Source organism: Cupriavidus sp. FW305-3-2-15-C-LB2 (assembly GCF_058787575.1).
In genome coordinates, this window is sequence record NZ_JBYSZW010000039.1 from 1 (window position 1) to 17,288 (window position 17,288).

Sequence of the window (17,288 nt, forward strand, 5' to 3'; positions counted from 1 at the left end):
GGGGGGGGGGGGGGGCGGCTGCGGCGGGCTTGGGATCGAGGGTGGCAGCGGGCATGGAAGGCGAAGAAGGCTGGGCTGGCGCACGGGGGCATGGCGGTGCCGGCGCGGGTCAGTCGGGGCCGGCCTTGCTGCGCTGGCCGGCGTGAGACGGCCATTATGCCAAATGACGTGGGGATTACTGGCGCACGGTGGCGTCGGAAGCCGCGGCCGCTTCGGTGGCGACCTCGGCTGCGGATGCCGGTGCGGCGAGCGCTGCCGGTGGCGAGGCGGCCGGCGCCGAGGCGGCGGTCACGGCCGCGGGCGCGGAGGCCGGTTGCGCCTGGGCTTCGCTGGCGGGCTTGCCGGCAGCGTGGCCACTGCGACCCGCTGCGGCGCTGGCCGTTTTCGGCTCGCGGTGGAACTGGCGGCTGGTTTCGCTGGGCAGGCGCTTGCCGCTGGGCAGCGCGCTGACAGCGCCGGGGCGGCGCGGCACGTGGTCGGTGGCGGCCAGCTTCTTTTTCTGCTCTTCAGGCAGCTGCTGGTACTTGTCCCAGGCCTCGGCCTTTTTCTCGGCCGGCAGCGAGCGGGTGATCTGGTAGTTCTCGCGCGCCAGCCGACGTTGCTGCGGGGTCATCTTGACCCATTCCGCCATGCGCGCCTGCAGCCGGGCCTGCTCGGCCGGGGAGAACTTGGGGTAGCGCTCGGCGATGCGCAGCCACTTGTGGCGGTTCAGTTCCGGCAGGCTGTCCCACAGCGGCTGCAGCGGGGCCAGGATGCGCTGGTTGACCGGGCTCAGATCGGCCCAGGCCGGCCGGGCATTGGTTGCCTGCGCGGCCGCAGGCGCTGTCACCGCCGAAGCCCCCTGGGCATGCGCCGCGGGCGGCAGCAGGCCCCAGCAGGCGGCTGCGCCGGCACCGGCCAGCAGCGCGGCCAGCCGGCGGCGCAAGGCGTCGGGGTGGAATATTGCGCGCGCCATGCTATTGCCCGCGCTTCAGGAATACGTGGAAGCCCTCGTCGGCGTAGGCCGTGGGCGGCAGATCGTCGAGCAGCATGGCGGCGTCGATATCGGCCAGTTCCTCGATGCGCTTCTGCTCCTGCCAGTGATAGATGCCGATCAGGCCGGCGGCCAGCGCCACCAGCGTCCAGATCAGGCCAAGGCGGCGCAGCCAGGCGCCGGCGCGGTACAGCGGGGAGCTGTCTTCATCAAACAGCGGGACGTGCGCGCCGGGCATGGCCAGTTGCGGGACCAGCACGGGCGCCTCGGCCTTCTTGCGGGCGACCGCCATCCGGCGCGCAGCGGCGAGCCTTTCGGTGATGTCGGCCGGCAGGTCGTCGGTGCCGGCATCGAGTGCCGCCCGAATCTCTTGGGCAAACCGGCGTTCGCGGATTTCTTTTTCGTTTCTGCTCATAGTCGGACCCCCCGTGCGCGCAGGGCCTGCGCAAGTGTATGCGTGGCACGGGAACAGTGCGTCTTGACGCTGCCTTCGGAGCACCCCATTACGGCGGCGGTTTCGGCGACGTCCATATCTTCCCAGTAACGCATCAGGAATGCCTCGCGTTGACGCGTCGGCAGGCGCTGGATTTCCTGCTCGATGATGTGCATGACCTGGGCGCGCTCGACCTTGTCGGCGCTGCTTTCGGCCGATTCGGAGCCGGCCTGTGCCTCCAGCGTCTCAAGCAGGTCATTGTCGTCGCCGTCGCGGTCGTCGCGCAGACTGGAAAACAGCGAGACCCAGGTGTTGCGCACCTTCTGGCGGCGGAACCAGTCGTGGATGGTGTTCTGCAGGATGCGCTGGAACAGCGGCGCCAGCTCGGCGGCGCCTTTGTCGCCGTACTTCTCGGCCAGCTTGATCATGGCGTCCTGGACAATGTCCAGCGCGGCGTCGTCGTCGCGGACCGCAAATACGGCCTGCTTGAAGGCGCGGCGCTCGACGCTGGCAAGAAAATCGGACAGTTCCTGGTCGGTGGCCATTCGGGCGGTTGCGGCTCGTTGCTGCGGGACAAATGCCCGGTTCTGGTGAATGTGCTGCGTACGGCCCGTGGCACATTCGAGGTGCTGCGATGCTAGCAAAAAAACGACCCCCTGTACCACTTTGTATTGCTGCAAATACATTGCGGCGCGCAAAAAATCCGCCGCAACTCCGGAAAATCCCTCATGCGCAGGGCAAAAACAACCGTAGACCGCGCTGGTGCATTGCAGTATCATCGTCGGTTCACACGACATCAGTGGTTGTCTCATCCGGCCGCTTATGAGGCGGTCTTCCATGCAGACGCGCACCGCTTGAACCCGAGCCACAAGCCCGGCAGAGAGCATCCAAACAATTTTTTGCCGAAAATTGCAAAGGACTGAAATGAACATGCCCAGCGCGGAATTCTCCCACGCAGACAGCAATTCATCTGCCGCACCCGAAATGATCGGGGCGGAAATTCTCGTTCACGCACTTGCCGAAGAAGGCGTCGAGTACGTCTGGGGCTACCCCGGCGGCGCAGTGCTGTATATCTACGACGAGCTCCACAAGCAAACCAAGTTCGAGCACATCCTGGTGCGCCACGAGCAGGCCGCGGTTCATGCCGCAGACGGCTATGCACGGGCAACCGGCAAGGTGGGCGTGGCGCTGGTGACCTCCGGTCCCGGCGTGACCAATGCCGTCACCGGTATTGCCACCGCGTACCTCGACTCGATCCCGATGGTGGTGATCACCGGCAACGTGCCGACCCACGCCATTGGCCAGGACGCCTTCCAGGAGTGCGACACGGTCGGCATTACCCGCCCGATCGTCAAGCACAACTTCCTGGTGAAGGACGTGCGCGACCTCGCCGCGACCATCAAGAAGGCGTTCTTCATTGCCGCGACCGGCCGTCCGGGCCCGGTGGTGGTGGACATCCCCAAGGATGTCTCGCGCAATGCCTGCAAGTACGAGTACCCCAAGTCGATCGACATGCGCTCGTACAACCCGGTGAACAAGGGCCACTCGGGCCAGATCCGCAAGGCCGTGGCCCTGCTGCAAGGCGCCGAGCGTCCGTATATCTACACCGGCGGCGGCGTGGTGCTGGCCAATGCCAGCGACGAGCTGCGCCAGCTGGCGGCGCTGACCGGCCACCCGGTGACCAACACGCTGATGGGCCTGGGCGCGTTCCCCGGCACCAGCAAGCAGTTCGTCGGCATGCTCGGCATGCACGGCACGTATGAAGCCAACATGGCCATGCAGAACTGCGACGTGCTGATCGCCATCGGTGCCCGCTTCGACGACCGCGTGATCGGCAACCCGGCGCACTTCACCTCGCAGGCGCGCAAGATCATCCATATCGACATCGATCCGTCGTCGATCTCCAAGCGCGTCAAGGTCGACATCCCCATCGTCGGCAACGTCAAGGACGTGCTGCAGGAACTGATCGCCCAGATCAAGGCCAGCGATATCAAGCCCAAGCGCGAAGCGCTCGCCAAATGGTGGGAGCAGATCGAGCAATGGCGTTCGGTGGACTGCCTGAAGTACGACCGCAGCTCCGAGATCATCAAGCCGCAGTACGTGGTGGAAAAGATCTGGGAACTGACCAAGGGCGACGCCTTTATCTGCTCCGACGTCGGCCAGCACCAGATGTGGGCCGCGCAGTTCTACAAGTTCGACGAGCCGCGCCGCTGGATCAATTCCGGCGGCCTGGGCACGATGGGCGTGGGCCTGCCGTACGCAATGGGCATCAAGAAGGCGTTCCCGGAGAAGGAAGTCGTCACCATCACCGGTGAAGGCTCGATCCAGATGTGCATCCAGGAACTGTCGACCTGCCTGCAGTACGACACCCCGGTGAAGATCTGCTCGCTCAACAATGGCTACCTGGGCATGGTGCGCCAGTGGCAGGAGATCGAGTACGACAACCGTTACTCGCACTCCTACATGGACGCGCTGCCCGATTTCGTCAAGCTGGCCGAGGCCTACGGGCACGTCGGCATGCGCGTCGAGAAGACGTCGGACGTCGAGCCGGCGCTGCGCGAGGCGTTCCGCCTGAAGGACCGTACCGTGTTCCTGGACTTCCAGACCGATCCCACCGAAAACGTCTGGCCGATGGTCCAGGCGGGCAAGGGCATTTCCGAAATGCTGCTCGGCGCGGAGGACCTGTAATGCGTCACATCATTTCGGTCCTGCTGGAAAACGAACCGGGCGCGCTGTCGCGCGTGGTGGGCCTGTTCTCGGCCCGCGGCTATAACATCGAGACGCTGACCGTGGCACCCACCGAGGATGCCTCGCTGTCGCGCATGACCATTGTCACCTCCGGCTCGGATGACGTGATCGAGCAGATCACCAAGCACCTGAACCGCCTGGTGGAAGTGGTCAAGGTGGTCGACCTGACCGAAGGCGCGCACATCGAACGCGAGCTGATGCTCGTCAAGGTGCGCGCGGTGGGCAAGGAGCGCGAGGAAATGAAGCGCACCGCCGACATCTTCCGCGGCCGCATCATCGATGTCACCGAGAAGACCTACACCATCGAGCTGACCGGCAACGGCGTCAAGCTCGATGCGTTCCTGGACGCCATCGACCGCACCGCCATCCTCGAGACCGTCCGTACCGGTGGCTCGGGCATCGGCCGCGGCGAGCGCATCCTGAAGGTCTGACCGGGCCCCGGCTCACCCATACGGCTTCACGCAGCATCCCCGGGGCGGCGCGATCCGGACGCACACGATGCGTCCGAGGATGCCGCCCCCCTCATACAAAAGACAGAGATTGAAGGAATCATCATGAAAGTGTTTTACGACAAGGACGCCGACCTCTCCCTGATCAAGGGCAAGAACGTCACCATCATCGGCTATGGCTCGCAGGGCCATGCCCACGCGCTGAACCTGAAGGATTCGGGCGTCAATGTGACGGTCGGCCTGCGCAAGAGCGGCGCGTCGTGGAACAAGGCTGCCAACGCCGGCCTGCAAGTGAAGGAAGTGGCCGAGGCCGTCAAGGGTGCCGACGTGGTCATGATCCTGCTGCCGGACGAGCAGATCGCCGACGTGTACAAGAACGAAGTGCACGACAACATCAAGGAAGGCGCGGCGCTGGCCTTCGCCCACGGCTTCAACGTGCACTACGGTGCCGTGATCCCGCGCGCCGACCTGGACGTGATCATGATCGCGCCGAAGGCCCCGGGCCACACCGTGCGCGCCACGTACACGCAAGGTGGCGGCGTGCCGCACCTGATCGCCGTGCACCAGAACAAGTCCGGCGCCGCCCGTGACATCGCGCTGTCGTACGCCACCGCCAACGGCGGCGGCCGTGCCGGCATCATCGAGACCAACTTCCGCGAAGAAACCGAAACCGACCTGTTCGGCGAGCAGGCCGTGCTGTGCGGCGGTACCGTCGAGCTGATCAAGGCTGGCTTCGAAACCCTGGTGGAAGCCGGCTACGCGCCGGAAATGGCCTACTTCGAGTGCCTGCACGAACTGAAGCTGATCGTCGACCTGATCTACGAAGGCGGCATCGCCAACATGAACTATTCGATCTCCAACAACGCGGAATATGGTGAGTACGTCACCGGCCCGCGCGTGGTGACCGAAGAGACCAAGAAGGCGATGAAGCAGTGCCTGACCGACATCCAGACCGGCGAGTACGCCAAGAGCTTCCTGCTGGAGAACAAGGCCGGCGCCCCGACGCTGATCTCGCGCCGCCGCCTGACGGCCGAGCACCAGATCGAGGAAGTGGGTGCCAAGCTGCGCGCGATGATGCCGTGGATCGCCAAGAACAAGATGGTCGACCAGTCGAAGAACTAAGCTGCATCGCTGTCTGATGGCCCGCGCCGCACGGCGGCGGGCCGAAGCCGTTCAGCGTTCCGTGCCACGCCCTTCTATTATCAGAGGGGAGTCGCGGGACCTGAACGGCTTTTTGTTATGCTTGTCAGACTTTGGGCAAGGCGTGCATTATCCTGCTCCGCGACCACGGGGGCGCCGCCCGATGGCGGCTATTGCCGCCGCCGCGCCGCCTTGCCATGGTCTTGTATCCACCGACACCTGTACTGCATGAACTATCCTCATCCGCTGATCGCCCGTGAAGGCTGGCCGTTCCTGGCCGGCGCCTTTGTCATCTCGCTGCTGGTGCACGCCAGCGCGGGCTTCTGGTGGGCGTTGCCGTTGTGGATCATCACGGTATTCGTGCTCCAGTTCTTCCGCGATCCGCCGCGCCCGATCCCGTCGCAGCCCAACGCGGTGCTGGCCCCCGCGGACGGCCGCATCGTCGTGGTCGAAAAGACCCAGGACCCGTACGCCGGCCGCGAGGCGCTGAAGATCAGCGTCTTCATGAACGTCTTCAACGTGCACTCGAACCGGGTCTCGGTCGATGGCGCGGTCGAGAAGGTCGAATATTTCCCCGGCAAGTTCGTCAACGCCGACATGGACAAGGCCTCGGTCGAGAACGAGCGCAATGCCGTGCTGATCCGGCGCGCTGCGGACGGCCAGCTGGTGACGCTGGTGCAGGTGGCCGGCCTGGTGGCTCGCCGCATCCTGTGCTACACCAAGGTGGGCGACAACCTCTCGCGCGGCCAGCGCTACGGCTTTATCCGCTTCGGCTCGCGCGTGGACGTCTACCTGCCGCTCGATGCGCGTCCGCGCGTGACCATCGGCGAGAAGGTATCGGCCTCGTCGACCATCCTCGCCGAACTCGACGTGAAGTGAGAGACAGCCTGACCGGAGGACTGTGATGGTTGCCTTCCATCGACGTAACAAGCGCAGCAGCAGCGGCAACGTGACCCACCTGCGGCCGTTCCGCCATAACCAGCTGCGCGGCGCCGACGACAACTTCGATGACGAAGCCGCCGACGACCACGACATCGTCTATCAGCGTCCGCGCCGGCGCGGCATCTACCTGCTGCCCAACGCGTTCACCACTGCGGCGCTGTTCGCGGGTTTCTTCGCCATCGTCCAGGCCATGAACATGCGCTTCGATGCGGCGGCCATCGCCATCTTCGCGGCGATGGTGCTGGACGGCATGGACGGGCGCGTGGCGCGCATCACCAATACGCAGAGTGCGTTTGGCGAGCAGTATGACTCGCTGTCGGACATGACCTCTTTCGGGGTTGCGCCGGCGCTGGTGATGTATGAGTGGATCCTGCATGACCTGGGCAAGTGGGGGTGGATCGCAGCCTTTGTCTACTGCACCTGCGCTGCGCTGCGCCTGGCGCGCTTCAACGCCAACATCGGCGTGGTAGACAAGCGCTTCTTCCAGGGCCTGCCCAGCCCGGCCGCCGCCGCGCTGGTCGCGGGCTTCGTCTGGCTGGTGATCGACAACAAGCTGCCGGTCAAGGAGCTGTGGATGCCGTGGGTGGCGTTCGGCATCACGCTGTACGCCGGCCTGTCGATGGTGTCCAACGCGCCGTTCTACAGCGGCAAGGCGCTTGACGTTCGCTACCGCGTGCCGTTCGGCATGATGGTGCTGGTCCTGGTGCTGTTCGTGGTGGTGTCCACCGATCCGCCGGTGGCGCTGTTCGGCCTGTTCGTGGCCTATGCGATCTCGGGCTATGTGCTATGGGCCTGGCGGGCGATGCACGGCAAGCCGGCCATCGAGAAGAAGCAGCGCGAGAACGGCGGCAAGGCTTCTTAGACGTTTCAGGCAGAAGGGCGCTCAGGCGCCCTTCATGCATTTCCGGATTCACAATTGTTTTCATGCCGCGGCCATCAAGGCGTGGCACTCTGCAGTGTTTTCCACTCACCGTCAGGAGGATGTCATGGGCATGTTCGACTTCATCAAGGAAGCGGGAGAAAAGCTGTTCGGCACGGGCGAGGCCAAGGCCGCGCAAGAGGCCGCCGCGGCGGATGCGTCGGCGGAGAAGGTCGATGCCGCCAATCGCGCCGCGGGCGATGCGATCGAGGGCTACATCAGGAAGATGGGCCTGGATGCCACCGGGCTGATGGTGCAGGTGGACGGCTCGCAGGGGCTGGTCACCGTGTTCGGCGTGGCACCGGACCAGGCCACGCGCGAGAAGATCATCCTGTGCGCCGGCAATGTCGAGGGCGTGGACAAGGTCGAGGACAAGATGTCCGTCAACGTCGAATCCGCGGAATCGAGCTGGCATACCGTGGTCAAGGGCGACACGCTGTGGGCGATCTCCCAGGCTGCTTACGGCAACGGTGCCGAGTACAACAAGATCTTCGAGGCCAACAAGCCGATGCTGAGCCACCCGGACAAGATCTATCCGGGCCAGAAGCTGCGCATTCCGCCCAAGGGCTGATCCGTGCCGCTGGCGGGTCCGGGCAATATGGGCTAAACCCTGTATTGCACGGGCGCGCCAACTCGGCTATAGTCGCTGGCATGATTTCGCGCCAAGTTCTAATCGCCCGCACCACCCTAGGTGGCCTACTAGGCCATCAGGTCGGGACGCGCGCGCGCTAAGGACGGACTTACCCCTTAGCGCGAAATCCGCAAGGAATTTTTCCAACGCCCCGGCCTGCTCCATGCACGCCGGGGCGTTTTGCATTCCACAGCCGTGGAGCGCGGAACAGGCGGTAGGCCCCGGACGCAGCATGCCGGGGACAGCACACGACAAGCAATCAGGAGCTCCACAAAATGTCTGACAAACTCATCATTTTCGACACCACCTTGCGTGACGGCGAGCAGTCGCCCGGCGCCTCGATGACCCGCGAGGAAAAGATCCGCATCGCACGCCAGCTGGAACGCCTGAAGGTCGATGTGATCGAGGCCGGTTTCGCGGCGAGCTCCAACGGCGACTTCGAGGCCATCCGCTCGATCGCGCAGGTGGTCAAGGACTCGACCATCTGCTCGCTGGCCCGTGCCAACGACAAGGACATTGCCCGCGCCGCCGAGGCGCTCAAGCCGGCCAACTCGTTCCGCATCCACACCTTCATCGCCACCTCCGCGCTGCACATGGAGAAGAAGCTGCGCATGACGCCGGACGAGGTGTACCAGCAGGCCCGCCTGGCGGTGCGCTTTGCGCGCCAGTTCACCGACGATATCGAGTTCTCGCCGGAAGACGGCAGCCGCTCGGACATGGACTTCCTGTGCCGCGTGCTGGAAGGCGTGATCGCCGAGGGTGCGACCACCATCAACCTGCCGGATACCGTGGGCTATGCCGTGCCGGAAGGCTACGCCGAGCTGATCCGCTCGGTGCGCGAGCGCATTCCCAACTCGGACAAGGCGATCTGGTCGGTGCACTGCCATAACGACCTGGGCATGGCCGTGGCCAACTCGCTGGCCGCCGTCAAGATGGCAGGCGCGCGCCAGATCGAATGCACCATCAACGGCCTGGGCGAGCGCGCCGGCAACACCAGCCTGGAAGAAGTGGTGATGGCGGTGAAGACCCGCCGCGACTATTTCGACCTCGATATCGGCGTGGATACCACGCAGATCGTGCCGGCCTCGAAGCTGGTGTCGCAGATCACCGGTTTCGTGGTGCAGCCGAACAAGGCCGTCGTGGGTGCCAATGCCTTCGCGCATGCCTCGGGCATCCACCAGGATGGCGTGCTCAAGGCGCGCGACACCTACGAGATCATGCGTGCGGAGGATGTGGGCTGGAGCGCCAACAAGATCGTGCTGGGCAAGCTGTCGGGCCGCAATGCCTTCAAGCAGCGCCTGCAGGAGCTTGGCATCGAGCTTGAAAGCGAAACCGAAGTCAACGCCGCCTTCACCCGCTTCAAGGAATTGGCCGACCAGAAGGCCGAGATCTTCGACGAGGACATCGTCGCCATCGTCTCGAACGAGGCCCAGCACGATGCCAACGAGCACTTCCGCTTTATCTCGCTGTCGCAGCGCTCCGAGACCGGTGAGCGCCCGCATGCGCGCGTGGTGTTCAGCATGGACGGCCAGGAGCAGAGCGGCGAGGGCGAGGGCAACGGTCCGGTCGACGCCACCCTGCATGCGATTGAATCACGCGTGTCCAGCGGCGCAGAGATGGTGCTCTATTCGGTGAATGCCATCACCGGCGGCACCGAGGCCCAGGGCGAAGTCACCGTGCGCCTGTCCAAGGCCGGCCGCATCGTCAACGGCGTGGGCACCGACCCGGATATCGTCGCCGCCTCGGCCAAGGCCTACCTGGCCGCGCTGAACAAGCTGCACGACAAGGCTGTGCAAAAGATCAATCCGCAGATCTGACCCAGGCCCCTGCGTAGACGGCGGAAGGCTTACCCGGCCTGAGCGTCCGGACCAGGCCCGCCATTCCCGACCCGGGGATGGCGGGCTTTTTTCATGGCTCAGCGGCGGCGCTCGTCGGGGTCGTACATCGGGTCGGGCGTGATCTGGGTCTGGCGCAGGATGCCGGCGTCGTCGAAATAGAAGTGGTACAGCGACGGCCACACGTCTTCATGGCGGAAGCGGTAGGACCAGACCTCGCGCCGCATCAGCGGGTAGTACTCGACCGGCAGGCGCGTCATGCCGAAATGCTCGGCCACATCCTGCTTGGTCCAGGTGCCGACCTGCGCCTTGTACAGTTCCAGCGTGGACAGCACATTGCTGAAGCGGGTCAGGTTGCCGTTGCGGTCGAAGTCGGCACCATAGGCGTACTGGCCCAGCGGCTGCTTGGTGTAGATCCAGCGCGAGGTACCGTCGCGCAGCTGGAACACATCGGTGGGCGGCCCGAACGCAGCCTGTACTGCGGCCTGCGGCTGGCCCACCAGCCTGGTGCCTTCCGGTACCGGCATCAGCGTGGTGCAGGCAGACAGCATGGCGGCGCCCAGCGCCAGCATGAGCCGGCGCGCGCCGTTGGCGATGACAGAATTCATGGCGAACCTCGGTCGATGCGTGGATGGTGAATACCGCAAGTGTAGTGCGGCCTCCGCGCTTGTGTGCGCCGGGCGCTGCTTTTCAGTGGATCTTCCCGCAAGCTGGCGCTTTCCTCGCGGAAACTGCGGCCAATGATCGGGCCCGGTGGCATTTGCCCGCAACCGGTCGCTGCCGTACTATCCTGCGCTTTCCGGGAGAGAACATGAAGGTTGCGGCACGGTGGCGTGGATGGCTGGGCGGGTTGTTGCTGGCGGCAGCGGCGGGCGCGTCGGCTCAAGAGCCGATCCGGCTGGGCATGATCGACGGGTTGTCCGGCCCGTTTGCCAACGCGGGCGAAGCCGTGACGCGCAACCTGCGCCTGGCAATCGAGCGCATCAATGCGCGCGGCGGCGTGAAGACCGCCGAGGGTGCGCGGCCCATGGAGCTGGTCACCTTTGACAGCAAGGGCAATGTCGACGAGAGCCTGATCCAGTTGCGGGCCCTGACCGACAAGCGCATTCCCTTTGTCCTGCAGGGCAACAGCTCGGCCGTGGCCGGCGCGCTGGTGTCGGCCATCAACCGCCACAATGCGCGCCAGCCCGACGCGCGCGTGCTGTTCCTGAACTACTCGGCGGTCGATCCCAGCCTGACCAACGAGAACTGCAGCTTCTGGCATTTCCGCTTTGACGCCAGTGCCGACATGCGCATGCAGGCGCTGACCGAGGTGATCCGCCAGGACCAGTCGGTGCGCAAGGTGTACCTGATCGACCAGGACTACAGCTTCGGCCACCAGGTGTCGCGCTCGGCTCGCGAGATGCTGGCGGCGCGCCGGCCGGATATCCAGATCGTGGGCGACGAGTTCCACCCGATCGGCAAGATCAAGGACTTTGCGCCCTATATCGCCAAGATCAAGGCGAGCGGGGCGGACGCGGTCATCACCGGCAACTGGGGCAACGACCTGACGCTGATGGTCAAGGCCGCACGCGAAGGCGGACTGCAGGCCAAGTTCTACACCTTCTATGGCAATGGCCTGGGCGCGCCCGCGGCGATGGGCGATGCCGGCGTGGGCCGCGTGCTGGCGGTGGCCGAGTGGCACCCGAATGTGGGCGGGGCGGCGTCGGACGCGTTCTACCAGCAGTTCCGCGTGCGCTATCCGGAGCCGAAGGACGACTACGTCCACCTGCGCATGCAGATGATGGTGGAAATGCTGGCGCGCGCGATCGAGCAGGCCGGTTCCACCGATGCGGTCAAGGTGGCGGGCGCGCTCGAGAACATGCGCTACGTCAACCAGTTCCACGAGGCCACCGTGCGCGCCGACGACCACCAGGTGCTGCAGCCGCTGTACGTGTCGGTGATGGAGCGCCAGGGCGGGGCAGTGCGCTTCGACAACGAGGGCTCGGGTTATGGCTTCCGTACCGTGCGCAAGCTCAAGGCCGCGCAGACCACGCTGCCCACCACGTGCCGGATGGAGCGCCCCTGAGCGCCAGCGCGCCCGCACGGGCCGCCCGGTATTCCTGCCGCGGCTTTTCGGCTATAATCCGCGGCTGTCGTTGCCTGGCCGTTGGCCCGGTGGCGGCGGTAGCCAGTCAACACATGGCACGACGCATGCGGCGCATCCCGCGCTGTAGCGTTCGCAAGTGAAAGGAAATCATCATGGCAGTTGCCGATATCAACAAGTCCGAAGTCATCAAGCAGTTCGCACGTGGCGCCAACGACACTGGCAGCCCCGAAGTGCAAGTGGCCCTGCTGACCACCCGCATCAACGAACTGACCCCGCACTTCAAGGCCAACATGAAGGATCACCACAGCCGCCGCGGTCTGCTGCGCATGGTGAGCCGCCGTCGCCGCCTGCTGGACTACCTCAAGTCCAACGACGCCGACCGTTACCGCGCCCTGATCGAAAAGCTGGGCCTGCGCAAGTAAGGTTGCGCCCGATGGCAGCGCGATTCCAGGGTTTGCACGGTTTCGCGTGAGGCCTCGATGCCTGCTTCAGCAATGCTGGGGCAGGCATTTTGCATTTCTGGCGGGGTGAATCGGCCTTGCCCAGAGATGCGGGCAGTTGATGGAGTGATTTTCGCTTCACGCCGCCCGGCGGACATTCTGATTCACCGGGCGCCCGTTGCAGCAAGCTGCGCAACGGAGTAAGTTGTTCTTTTTTTGTTTTCAATACCCCGGACCGGCCAAGGAAACAGGGCTTTGTGTCATTCCAGCACGGCATCGGCATCGGCAACGCCGGTGCCGTGCTGGAATGGCATAGCACTTCCCTGCGACTGCGACCGGCGACCCGGCAGTTTGCCTGCGGCTGAGAACGCAGGCGTCGCAGGCCGTGCGCGTGTTATTGCGTGATTGCGCGGCCTGCACGCAAGCCAAGGAATGCACATGTCCATGTTCAACAAGATCGTCAAGGAATTCCAGTGGGGCCAGCACACGGTCCGCATGGAAACCGGCGAAATCGCCCGCCAGGCCGGCGGTGCCGTGCTGGTCGATGTGGAAGACACCGTGGTGCTGGCGACCGTGGTCGCCGCCAAGAACCCGAAGCCGGGCCAGGACTTCTTCCCGCTGACCGTCGACTACATCGAGAAGACCTACGCGGCCGGCAAGATCCCCGGCGGCTTCTTCAAGCGTGAAGGCCGTCCGTCGGAAAACGAGACCCTGACCTCGCGCCTGATCGACCGTCCGCTGCGCCCGCTGTTCCCGGAAGGCTTCTACAACGACGTCCAGGTGGTGATCCACGTGGTGTCGCTGAACCCGGAAGTGCCCGCTGACATTCCCGCGCTGATCGGCGCGTCGGCCGCGCTGGCCGTGTCGGGCATCCCGTTCAACGGCCCGGTTGGCGCCGCGCGCGTGGGCTACAAGGATGGCCAGTACCTGCTCAACCCGACCCGCTCGCAGCTCGCCACCTCGGACCTGGACCTGGTGGTCGCCGGTACCGAGCGCGCCGTGCTGATGGTGGAATCGGAAGCCAACCAGCTGTCGGAAGACGTCATGCTGGGCGCCGTGGTCTATGGCCATGAGCAAATGCAGATCGCGATCAACGCCATCCATGAGCTGGTGCGCGAAGGCGGCAAGCCCGAGTGGGACTGGGCCCCGGCCGCCAAGAACGAGCCGCTGATCGCCAAGGTCACCGAAGTTGCGCTGCCGCTGCTGCAGGAAGCCTACCAGCTGCGCCAGAAGTCGGCCCGCAGCCAGAAGCTGAAGGAAGTAAACGCCAACGTGGCGGCCGCGCTGGCAGCCGCCGGCGTGGAAGCCGACAAGGTGGAAGTCGGCAACATCATGTTCGACCTCGAAGCCAAGATCGTGCGCGGCCAGGTGCTGGCCGGCGAGCCGCGTATCGACGGCCGCGACACCCGCACGGTGCGCCCGATCGAGATCCGCTCGTCGGTGCTGCCGCGCGCGCACGGCTCGGCGCTGTTCACCCGTGGTGAAACGCAGGCGCTGGTGGTGGCCACGCTCGGCACCAAGAGCGACGAGCAGATCATCGACGCACTGGCCGGCGAATACCGCGACCGCTTCATGCTCCACTACAACATGCCCCCGTTCGCCACCGGTGAAACCGGCCGCGTGGGCAGCCCGAAGCGCCGTGAAATCGGCCACGGCCGCCTGGCCAAGCGCGCACTGATCCCGGTGCTGCCGAAGGACGATGAATTCGCCTACACCATCCGCCTGGTTTCGGAAATCACCGAATCCAACGGCTCGTCGTCGATGGCTTCGGTCTGCGGCGGCTGCCTGGCGCTGATGGACGCCGGCGTTCCGGTCAAGGCACACGTGGCCGGCGTGGCCATGGGCCTGATCCTGGAAGGCAACAAGTTTGCCGTGCTGACCGACATCCTGGGCGATGAAGATCACCTGGGCGACATGGACTTCAAGGTGGCGGGTACCGACAACGGCATCACCGCGCTGCAGATGGACATCAAGGTCCAGGGTATCACCAAGGAGATCATGCAGGTCGCGCTGGCGCAGGCCCGTGAAGGCCGCCTGCACATCCTGCACAAGATGCAGGAAGCGATGGGCCACGCCCGCACCGAACTGTCGGCGCACGCTCCGCGCATGATCACCATGAAGATCCATCCGGACAAGATCCGCGAAGTGATCGGCAAGGGCGGCTCGACCATCCAGGCGCTGACCAAGGAAACCGGTACCACCATCGACATCCAGGAAGACGGCACGATCACGATCGCGTCGACCTCGACCGACGGCATGGCCGAAGCCAAGCGCCGCATCGAGGGCATCACCGCGGAAGCCGAAGTGGGCAAGATTTACGCCGGTACCGTGCTGAAGCTGCTGGACTTCGGCGCCATCGTCAACATCCTGCCGGGCAAGGATGGCCTGCTGCACATCTCGGAAATCGTCAACGAGCGTGTCAAGGACATCAAGGACTGGCTGAAGGAAGGCCAGCAGGTCCGCGTCAAGCTGATCCAGGCTGACGAGAAGGGCCGCCTGCGCCTGTCGCTGAAGGCCGCGCTGACCGAAGAGGGCGGCAGCATCAGCCCGATCAACGCCGGCGAAGCCGCCGCGCCGGCGGCTCCGGCCGAAGGCTCGGAACAGCAGTAAAGCCAGCGGGGCAGGATTGCCCGCAGGTGCCGCCGCAAGGTGGCGCCGCCAAAAAAACGGCTGGACGATGTCCAGCCGTTTTTTTGTTTACACTGCCGGCAACCCTATCGAGCCAAGGCTCACACCGACCCTGGCGCGACGCATCGTCGACCCGCGCCAAGACAAGTACAAGGAGCAGAGCAGCATGCAAGCCATCGAGATCCGCGAATACGGTGCCCCCGAAGTCCTCCAGCTGACCGAGCGTCCCGACCCGGTTGCGGGGGCGGGCGAGGTCCTGATCCGCGTGGCTGCCGCCGGCGTCAACCGTCCGGACGTATTCCAGCGCACCGGCAACTACCCCGTGCCGCCGGGTGCTTCGGACCTGCCCGGCCTGGAAGTGGCGGGCGTGGTGGTGGGCGGCGACCTGTCGCATGCCGACAACCGCTTCGGCCTGAAGGTGGGCGACCGCGTCTGCGCGCTGGTGCAGGGCGGCGGCTACGCACAGCTGTGCACGGCGCCGCTGGCACAGGTCCTGCCCGCGCCGCAAGGCCTGAGCGATATCGAGGCCGCGGCGCTGCCCGAGACCTTCTTCACCGTCTGGAGCAATGTGTTCGACCGCGGCTGCCTGGGCCAGGGCCCGCGCGGCAAGGATGAGACCCTGCTGATCCAGGGCGGCTCCAGCGGCATCGGTACGACCGCGATCCAGATCGCCAAGGCGCTGGGCTACAAGGTGTTCGTCACCGCCGGCACCGATGAGAAATGCAAGGCCTGCGAAGACCTGGGCGCCGATCGCGCGATCAACTACAAGACGCAGGACTTCGTCGCCGAGGTGTCGGCGCTGACCGGCGGCAACGGTGTCGATGTGATCCTCGACATGGTTGCCGGCCCGTACCTGGCGCGCGAGCTGAAGTGCATCGCCGACGATGGCCGCATCGTCATCATTGCGCTGCTGGGTGGCGCCAAGGCCGAGATCCCGCTGGGCGATATCCTGCGCCGGCGCATCACCGTGACCGGCTCCACGCTGCGTCCGCGCCCGGCATCGTTCAAGGGCAAGATCGCCGCGGCACTGCACGAGCAGGTGTGGCCGCTGCTGGCCGCCGGCAGGATCAAGCCGGTGATCCACGAGGTGTTCCCGGCCGCGCAGGCGGCCGATGCGCATCGCCTGATGGAGTCGAGCGAGCATATCGGCAAGATCGTGCTGACCTGGTAAGGCACATCGAGCGTTGCATGTGGCCAATGCTGCCGCCCGCCGCCATCGGGCGGCGGTAGCGCCGTGCCCCCGCCACAAGCTACAATAGCGGGTTTGATTTGGGAGGGGCACTTCGTGAGACAAAAGCTCGTCATCGGCAATTGGAAGATGCATGGCAGCCTGGCTGCAAACGCGGCGCTGCTGGAGGGCATCAAGGCTGGCGCGGCCAAGGCGACGCTGGCGGTCTGCGCGCCGTTCCCCTATCTTGCACAATGCCAGGCGTTGCTGAATGGCTCGCAAGTGGCCTGGGGCGCACAAGATGTGTCGGCAGAGGCGCGCGGCGCCTTCACCGGTGAAGTCTCGGCATCGATGGTGGGTGAGTTTGGCTGCACTTATGTGCTGGTCGGCCACTCGGAGCGCCGCACCTATCATGGCGAAACCGACCAGACCGTCGCGGCCAAGGCGCTGCGCGCGCTGGAATTCGGCATCGTCCCGGTAGTCTGCGTGGGTGAAACACTGGCCCAGCGCGAGGCGGGCGAAACCGAAGCGGTGGTCGGCAGGCAGCTGCAGGCCGTGCTGGACGCGCTGACGGTGGAGCAGCTGAGCCGCGTGGTGCTGGCCTATGAGCCGGTCTGGGCGATCGGCACCGGCAAGACCGCCACCAGCGAGCAGGCGCAGGCGGTGCACGCGTTCTTGCGCGGCCAGGTTGCCGCGCGCGACGCGGGCGTGGCCGAGCGCATGGCCATCCTGTACGGCGGCAGCGTCAAGCCGGACAATGCGGCCGAACTGTTTTCCATGACCGATATCGACGGGGGCCTGATTGGCGGCGCCTCGCTGAAGTCGGCAGATTTTCTCGCGATCGGCAACGCCTGAATGCCGGCCGTTCCGATCGACCGATCAGGCAAGTAACC

General features: G+C 65.3%; 16 protein-coding genes. 12 read left to right on the forward strand and 4 right to left on the reverse strand.

Annotated elements, in window-relative coordinates; translation table 11 throughout:
• Nucleotides 1-175 precede the first annotated feature (175 nt).
• The 3 genes from AC3WRR_RS24490 to AC3WRR_RS24500 are packed head-to-tail and all read right to left on the reverse strand — an operon-like array spanning nt 176 to nt 2,338.
• Nucleotides 176-955, reverse strand: a complete 780-nt coding sequence (locus tag AC3WRR_RS24490; RefSeq protein WP_058698673.1) for a DUF3106 domain-containing protein — start codon at nt 953-955, stop codon at nt 176-178.
• A gap of 1 nt (nt 956) precedes the next feature.
• Nucleotides 957-1,388 (reverse strand): DUF3619 family protein, encoded by a 432-nt coding sequence (locus AC3WRR_RS24495; RefSeq protein WP_011614851.1) that lies wholly within the window; start codon nt 1,386-1,388, stop codon nt 957-959.
• Nucleotides 1,385-2,338, reverse strand: coding sequence for an RNA polymerase sigma factor (locus AC3WRR_RS24500; protein ID WP_439668658.1), 954 nt, complete (start codon nt 2,336-2,338; stop codon nt 1,385-1,387). The genes AC3WRR_RS24495 and AC3WRR_RS24500 overlap by 4 nt, the downstream gene beginning before the upstream one ends.
• Here AC3WRR_RS24500 and AC3WRR_RS24505 point away from each other — a divergent pair.
• From AC3WRR_RS24505 to AC3WRR_RS24535, 7 genes are all read left to right on the forward strand, one after another.
• Nucleotides 2,331-4,094 (forward strand): acetolactate synthase 3 catalytic subunit, encoded by a 1,764-nt coding sequence (locus AC3WRR_RS24505; RefSeq protein WP_041687231.1) that lies wholly within the window; start codon nt 2,331-2,333, stop codon nt 4,092-4,094. The two genes, AC3WRR_RS24500 and AC3WRR_RS24505, sit on opposite strands and share 8 nt — an antisense overlap.
• Complete coding sequence (ilvN, locus tag AC3WRR_RS24510; protein ID WP_010809144.1) at nt 4,094-4,585, forward strand: acetolactate synthase small subunit; 492 nt, start codon at nt 4,094-4,096, stop codon at nt 4,583-4,585. The genes AC3WRR_RS24505 and ilvN overlap by 1 nt, the downstream gene beginning before the upstream one ends.
• Nucleotides 4,586-4,708: 123 nt before the next feature.
• Nucleotides 4,709-5,725 (forward strand): ketol-acid reductoisomerase, encoded by a 1,017-nt coding sequence (gene ilvC, locus AC3WRR_RS24515; RefSeq protein WP_010809143.1) that lies wholly within the window; start codon nt 4,709-4,711, stop codon nt 5,723-5,725.
• A gap of 246 nt (nt 5,726-5,971) precedes the next feature.
• The gene (locus AC3WRR_RS24520) at nt 5,972-6,622 is read left to right on the forward strand and encodes a phosphatidylserine decarboxylase (RefSeq protein ID WP_010809142.1); all 651 of its coding nucleotides are present in this window, start codon (nt 5,972-5,974) and stop codon (nt 6,620-6,622) included.
• Between the two features lie 25 nt (nt 6,623-6,647).
• Nucleotides 6,648-7,547, forward strand: a complete 900-nt coding sequence (gene pssA / locus AC3WRR_RS24525; RefSeq protein ID WP_010809141.1) for a CDP-diacylglycerol--serine O-phosphatidyltransferase — start codon at nt 6,648-6,650, stop codon at nt 7,545-7,547.
• Nucleotides 7,548-7,671: 124 nt separating this feature from the next.
• Complete coding sequence (lysM, locus tag AC3WRR_RS24530; protein ID WP_010809140.1) at nt 7,672-8,175, forward strand: peptidoglycan-binding protein LysM; 504 nt, start codon at nt 7,672-7,674, stop codon at nt 8,173-8,175.
• 335 nt (nt 8,176-8,510) lie between these two features.
• The gene (locus tag AC3WRR_RS24535) at nt 8,511-10,052 is read left to right on the forward strand and encodes a 2-isopropylmalate synthase (RefSeq protein WP_010809139.1); all 1,542 of its coding nucleotides are present in this window, start codon (nt 8,511-8,513) and stop codon (nt 10,050-10,052) included.
• A gap of 98 nt (nt 10,053-10,150) precedes the next feature.
• Here AC3WRR_RS24535 and AC3WRR_RS24540 read toward each other — a convergent pair whose 3' ends face one another.
• Nucleotides 10,151-10,678, reverse strand: coding sequence for a hypothetical protein (locus AC3WRR_RS24540; RefSeq protein ID WP_010809138.1), 528 nt, complete (start codon nt 10,676-10,678; stop codon nt 10,151-10,153).
• A 203-nt stretch (nt 10,679-10,881) separates the two neighbouring features.
• On the opposite strand from AC3WRR_RS24540, the gene AC3WRR_RS24545 reads away from it, so the two are divergent.
• The 5 genes from AC3WRR_RS24545 (at nt 10,882) to tpiA (ending at nt 17,250) form a co-directional block, all read left to right on the forward strand.
• Nucleotides 10,882-12,138, forward strand: a complete 1,257-nt coding sequence (locus AC3WRR_RS24545) for a branched-chain amino acid ABC transporter substrate-binding protein (RefSeq protein ID WP_492298357.1) — start codon at nt 10,882-10,884, stop codon at nt 12,136-12,138.
• Between the two features lie 173 nt (nt 12,139-12,311).
• Nucleotides 12,312-12,581: a 30S ribosomal protein S15 gene (gene rpsO / locus AC3WRR_RS24550; RefSeq protein WP_010809136.1), complete on the forward strand. Its 270-nt coding sequence runs from the start codon at nt 12,312-12,314 to the stop codon at nt 12,579-12,581.
• A 456-nt stretch (nt 12,582-13,037) separates the two neighbouring features.
• Nucleotides 13,038-15,209, forward strand: a complete 2,172-nt coding sequence (gene pnp, locus AC3WRR_RS24555) for a polyribonucleotide nucleotidyltransferase (RefSeq protein ID WP_011614853.1) — start codon at nt 13,038-13,040, stop codon at nt 15,207-15,209.
• Between the two features lie 184 nt (nt 15,210-15,393).
• Nucleotides 15,394-16,398, forward strand: a complete 1,005-nt coding sequence (locus AC3WRR_RS24560) for an NAD(P)H-quinone oxidoreductase (RefSeq protein ID WP_011614854.1) — start codon at nt 15,394-15,396, stop codon at nt 16,396-16,398.
• A gap of 114 nt (nt 16,399-16,512) precedes the next feature.
• Nucleotides 16,513-17,250, forward strand: a complete 738-nt coding sequence (gene tpiA, locus AC3WRR_RS24565) for a triose-phosphate isomerase (RefSeq protein ID WP_011614855.1) — start codon at nt 16,513-16,515, stop codon at nt 17,248-17,250.
• The last annotated feature ends 38 nt before the right edge of the window (nt 17,251-17,288 follow it).

What these genes read in the sequence shown, in the direction of transcription:
- AC3WRR_RS24495 (WP_011614851.1), bottom strand. Translation starts at nt 1,388, where the DNA reads ATGAGCAGAAACGAAAAAGAAATCCGCGAACGCCGGTTTGCCCAAGAG.
- ilvC (WP_010809143.1), top strand. Translation starts at nt 4,709, where the DNA reads ATGAAAGTGTTTTACGACAAGGACGCCGACCTCTCCCTGATCAAGGGC.
- AC3WRR_RS24560 (WP_011614854.1), top strand. Translation starts at nt 15,394, where the DNA reads ATGCAAGCCATCGAGATCCGCGAATACGGTGCCCCCGAAGTCCTCCAG.
- rpsO (WP_010809136.1), top strand. Translation starts at nt 12,312, where the DNA reads ATGGCAGTTGCCGATATCAACAAGTCCGAAGTCATCAAGCAGTTCGCA.
- AC3WRR_RS24535 (WP_010809139.1), top strand. Translation starts at nt 8,511, where the DNA reads ATGTCTGACAAACTCATCATTTTCGACACCACCTTGCGTGACGGCGAG.
- AC3WRR_RS24505 (WP_041687231.1), top strand. Translation starts at nt 2,331, where the DNA reads ATGAACATGCCCAGCGCGGAATTCTCCCACGCAGACAGCAATTCATCT.
- AC3WRR_RS24500 (WP_439668658.1), bottom strand. Translation starts at nt 2,338, where the DNA reads ATGTTCATTTCAGTCCTTTGCAATTTTCGGCAAAAAATTGTTTGGATG.
- pnp (WP_011614853.1), top strand. Translation starts at nt 13,038, where the DNA reads ATGTCCATGTTCAACAAGATCGTCAAGGAATTCCAGTGGGGCCAGCAC.
- AC3WRR_RS24545 (WP_492298357.1), top strand. Translation starts at nt 10,882, where the DNA reads ATGAAGGTTGCGGCACGGTGGCGTGGATGGCTGGGCGGGTTGTTGCTG.
- AC3WRR_RS24540 (WP_010809138.1), bottom strand. Translation starts at nt 10,678, where the DNA reads ATGAATTCTGTCATCGCCAACGGCGCGCGCCGGCTCATGCTGGCGCTG.
- pssA (WP_010809141.1), top strand. Translation starts at nt 6,648, where the DNA reads ATGGTTGCCTTCCATCGACGTAACAAGCGCAGCAGCAGCGGCAACGTG.
- lysM (WP_010809140.1), top strand. Translation starts at nt 7,672, where the DNA reads ATGGGCATGTTCGACTTCATCAAGGAAGCGGGAGAAAAGCTGTTCGGC.
- ilvN (WP_010809144.1), top strand. Translation starts at nt 4,094, where the DNA reads ATGCGTCACATCATTTCGGTCCTGCTGGAAAACGAACCGGGCGCGCTG.
- AC3WRR_RS24490 (WP_058698673.1), bottom strand. Translation starts at nt 955, where the DNA reads ATGGCGCGCGCAATATTCCACCCCGACGCCTTGCGCCGCCGGCTGGCC.
- AC3WRR_RS24520 (WP_010809142.1), top strand. Translation starts at nt 5,972, where the DNA reads ATGAACTATCCTCATCCGCTGATCGCCCGTGAAGGCTGGCCGTTCCTG.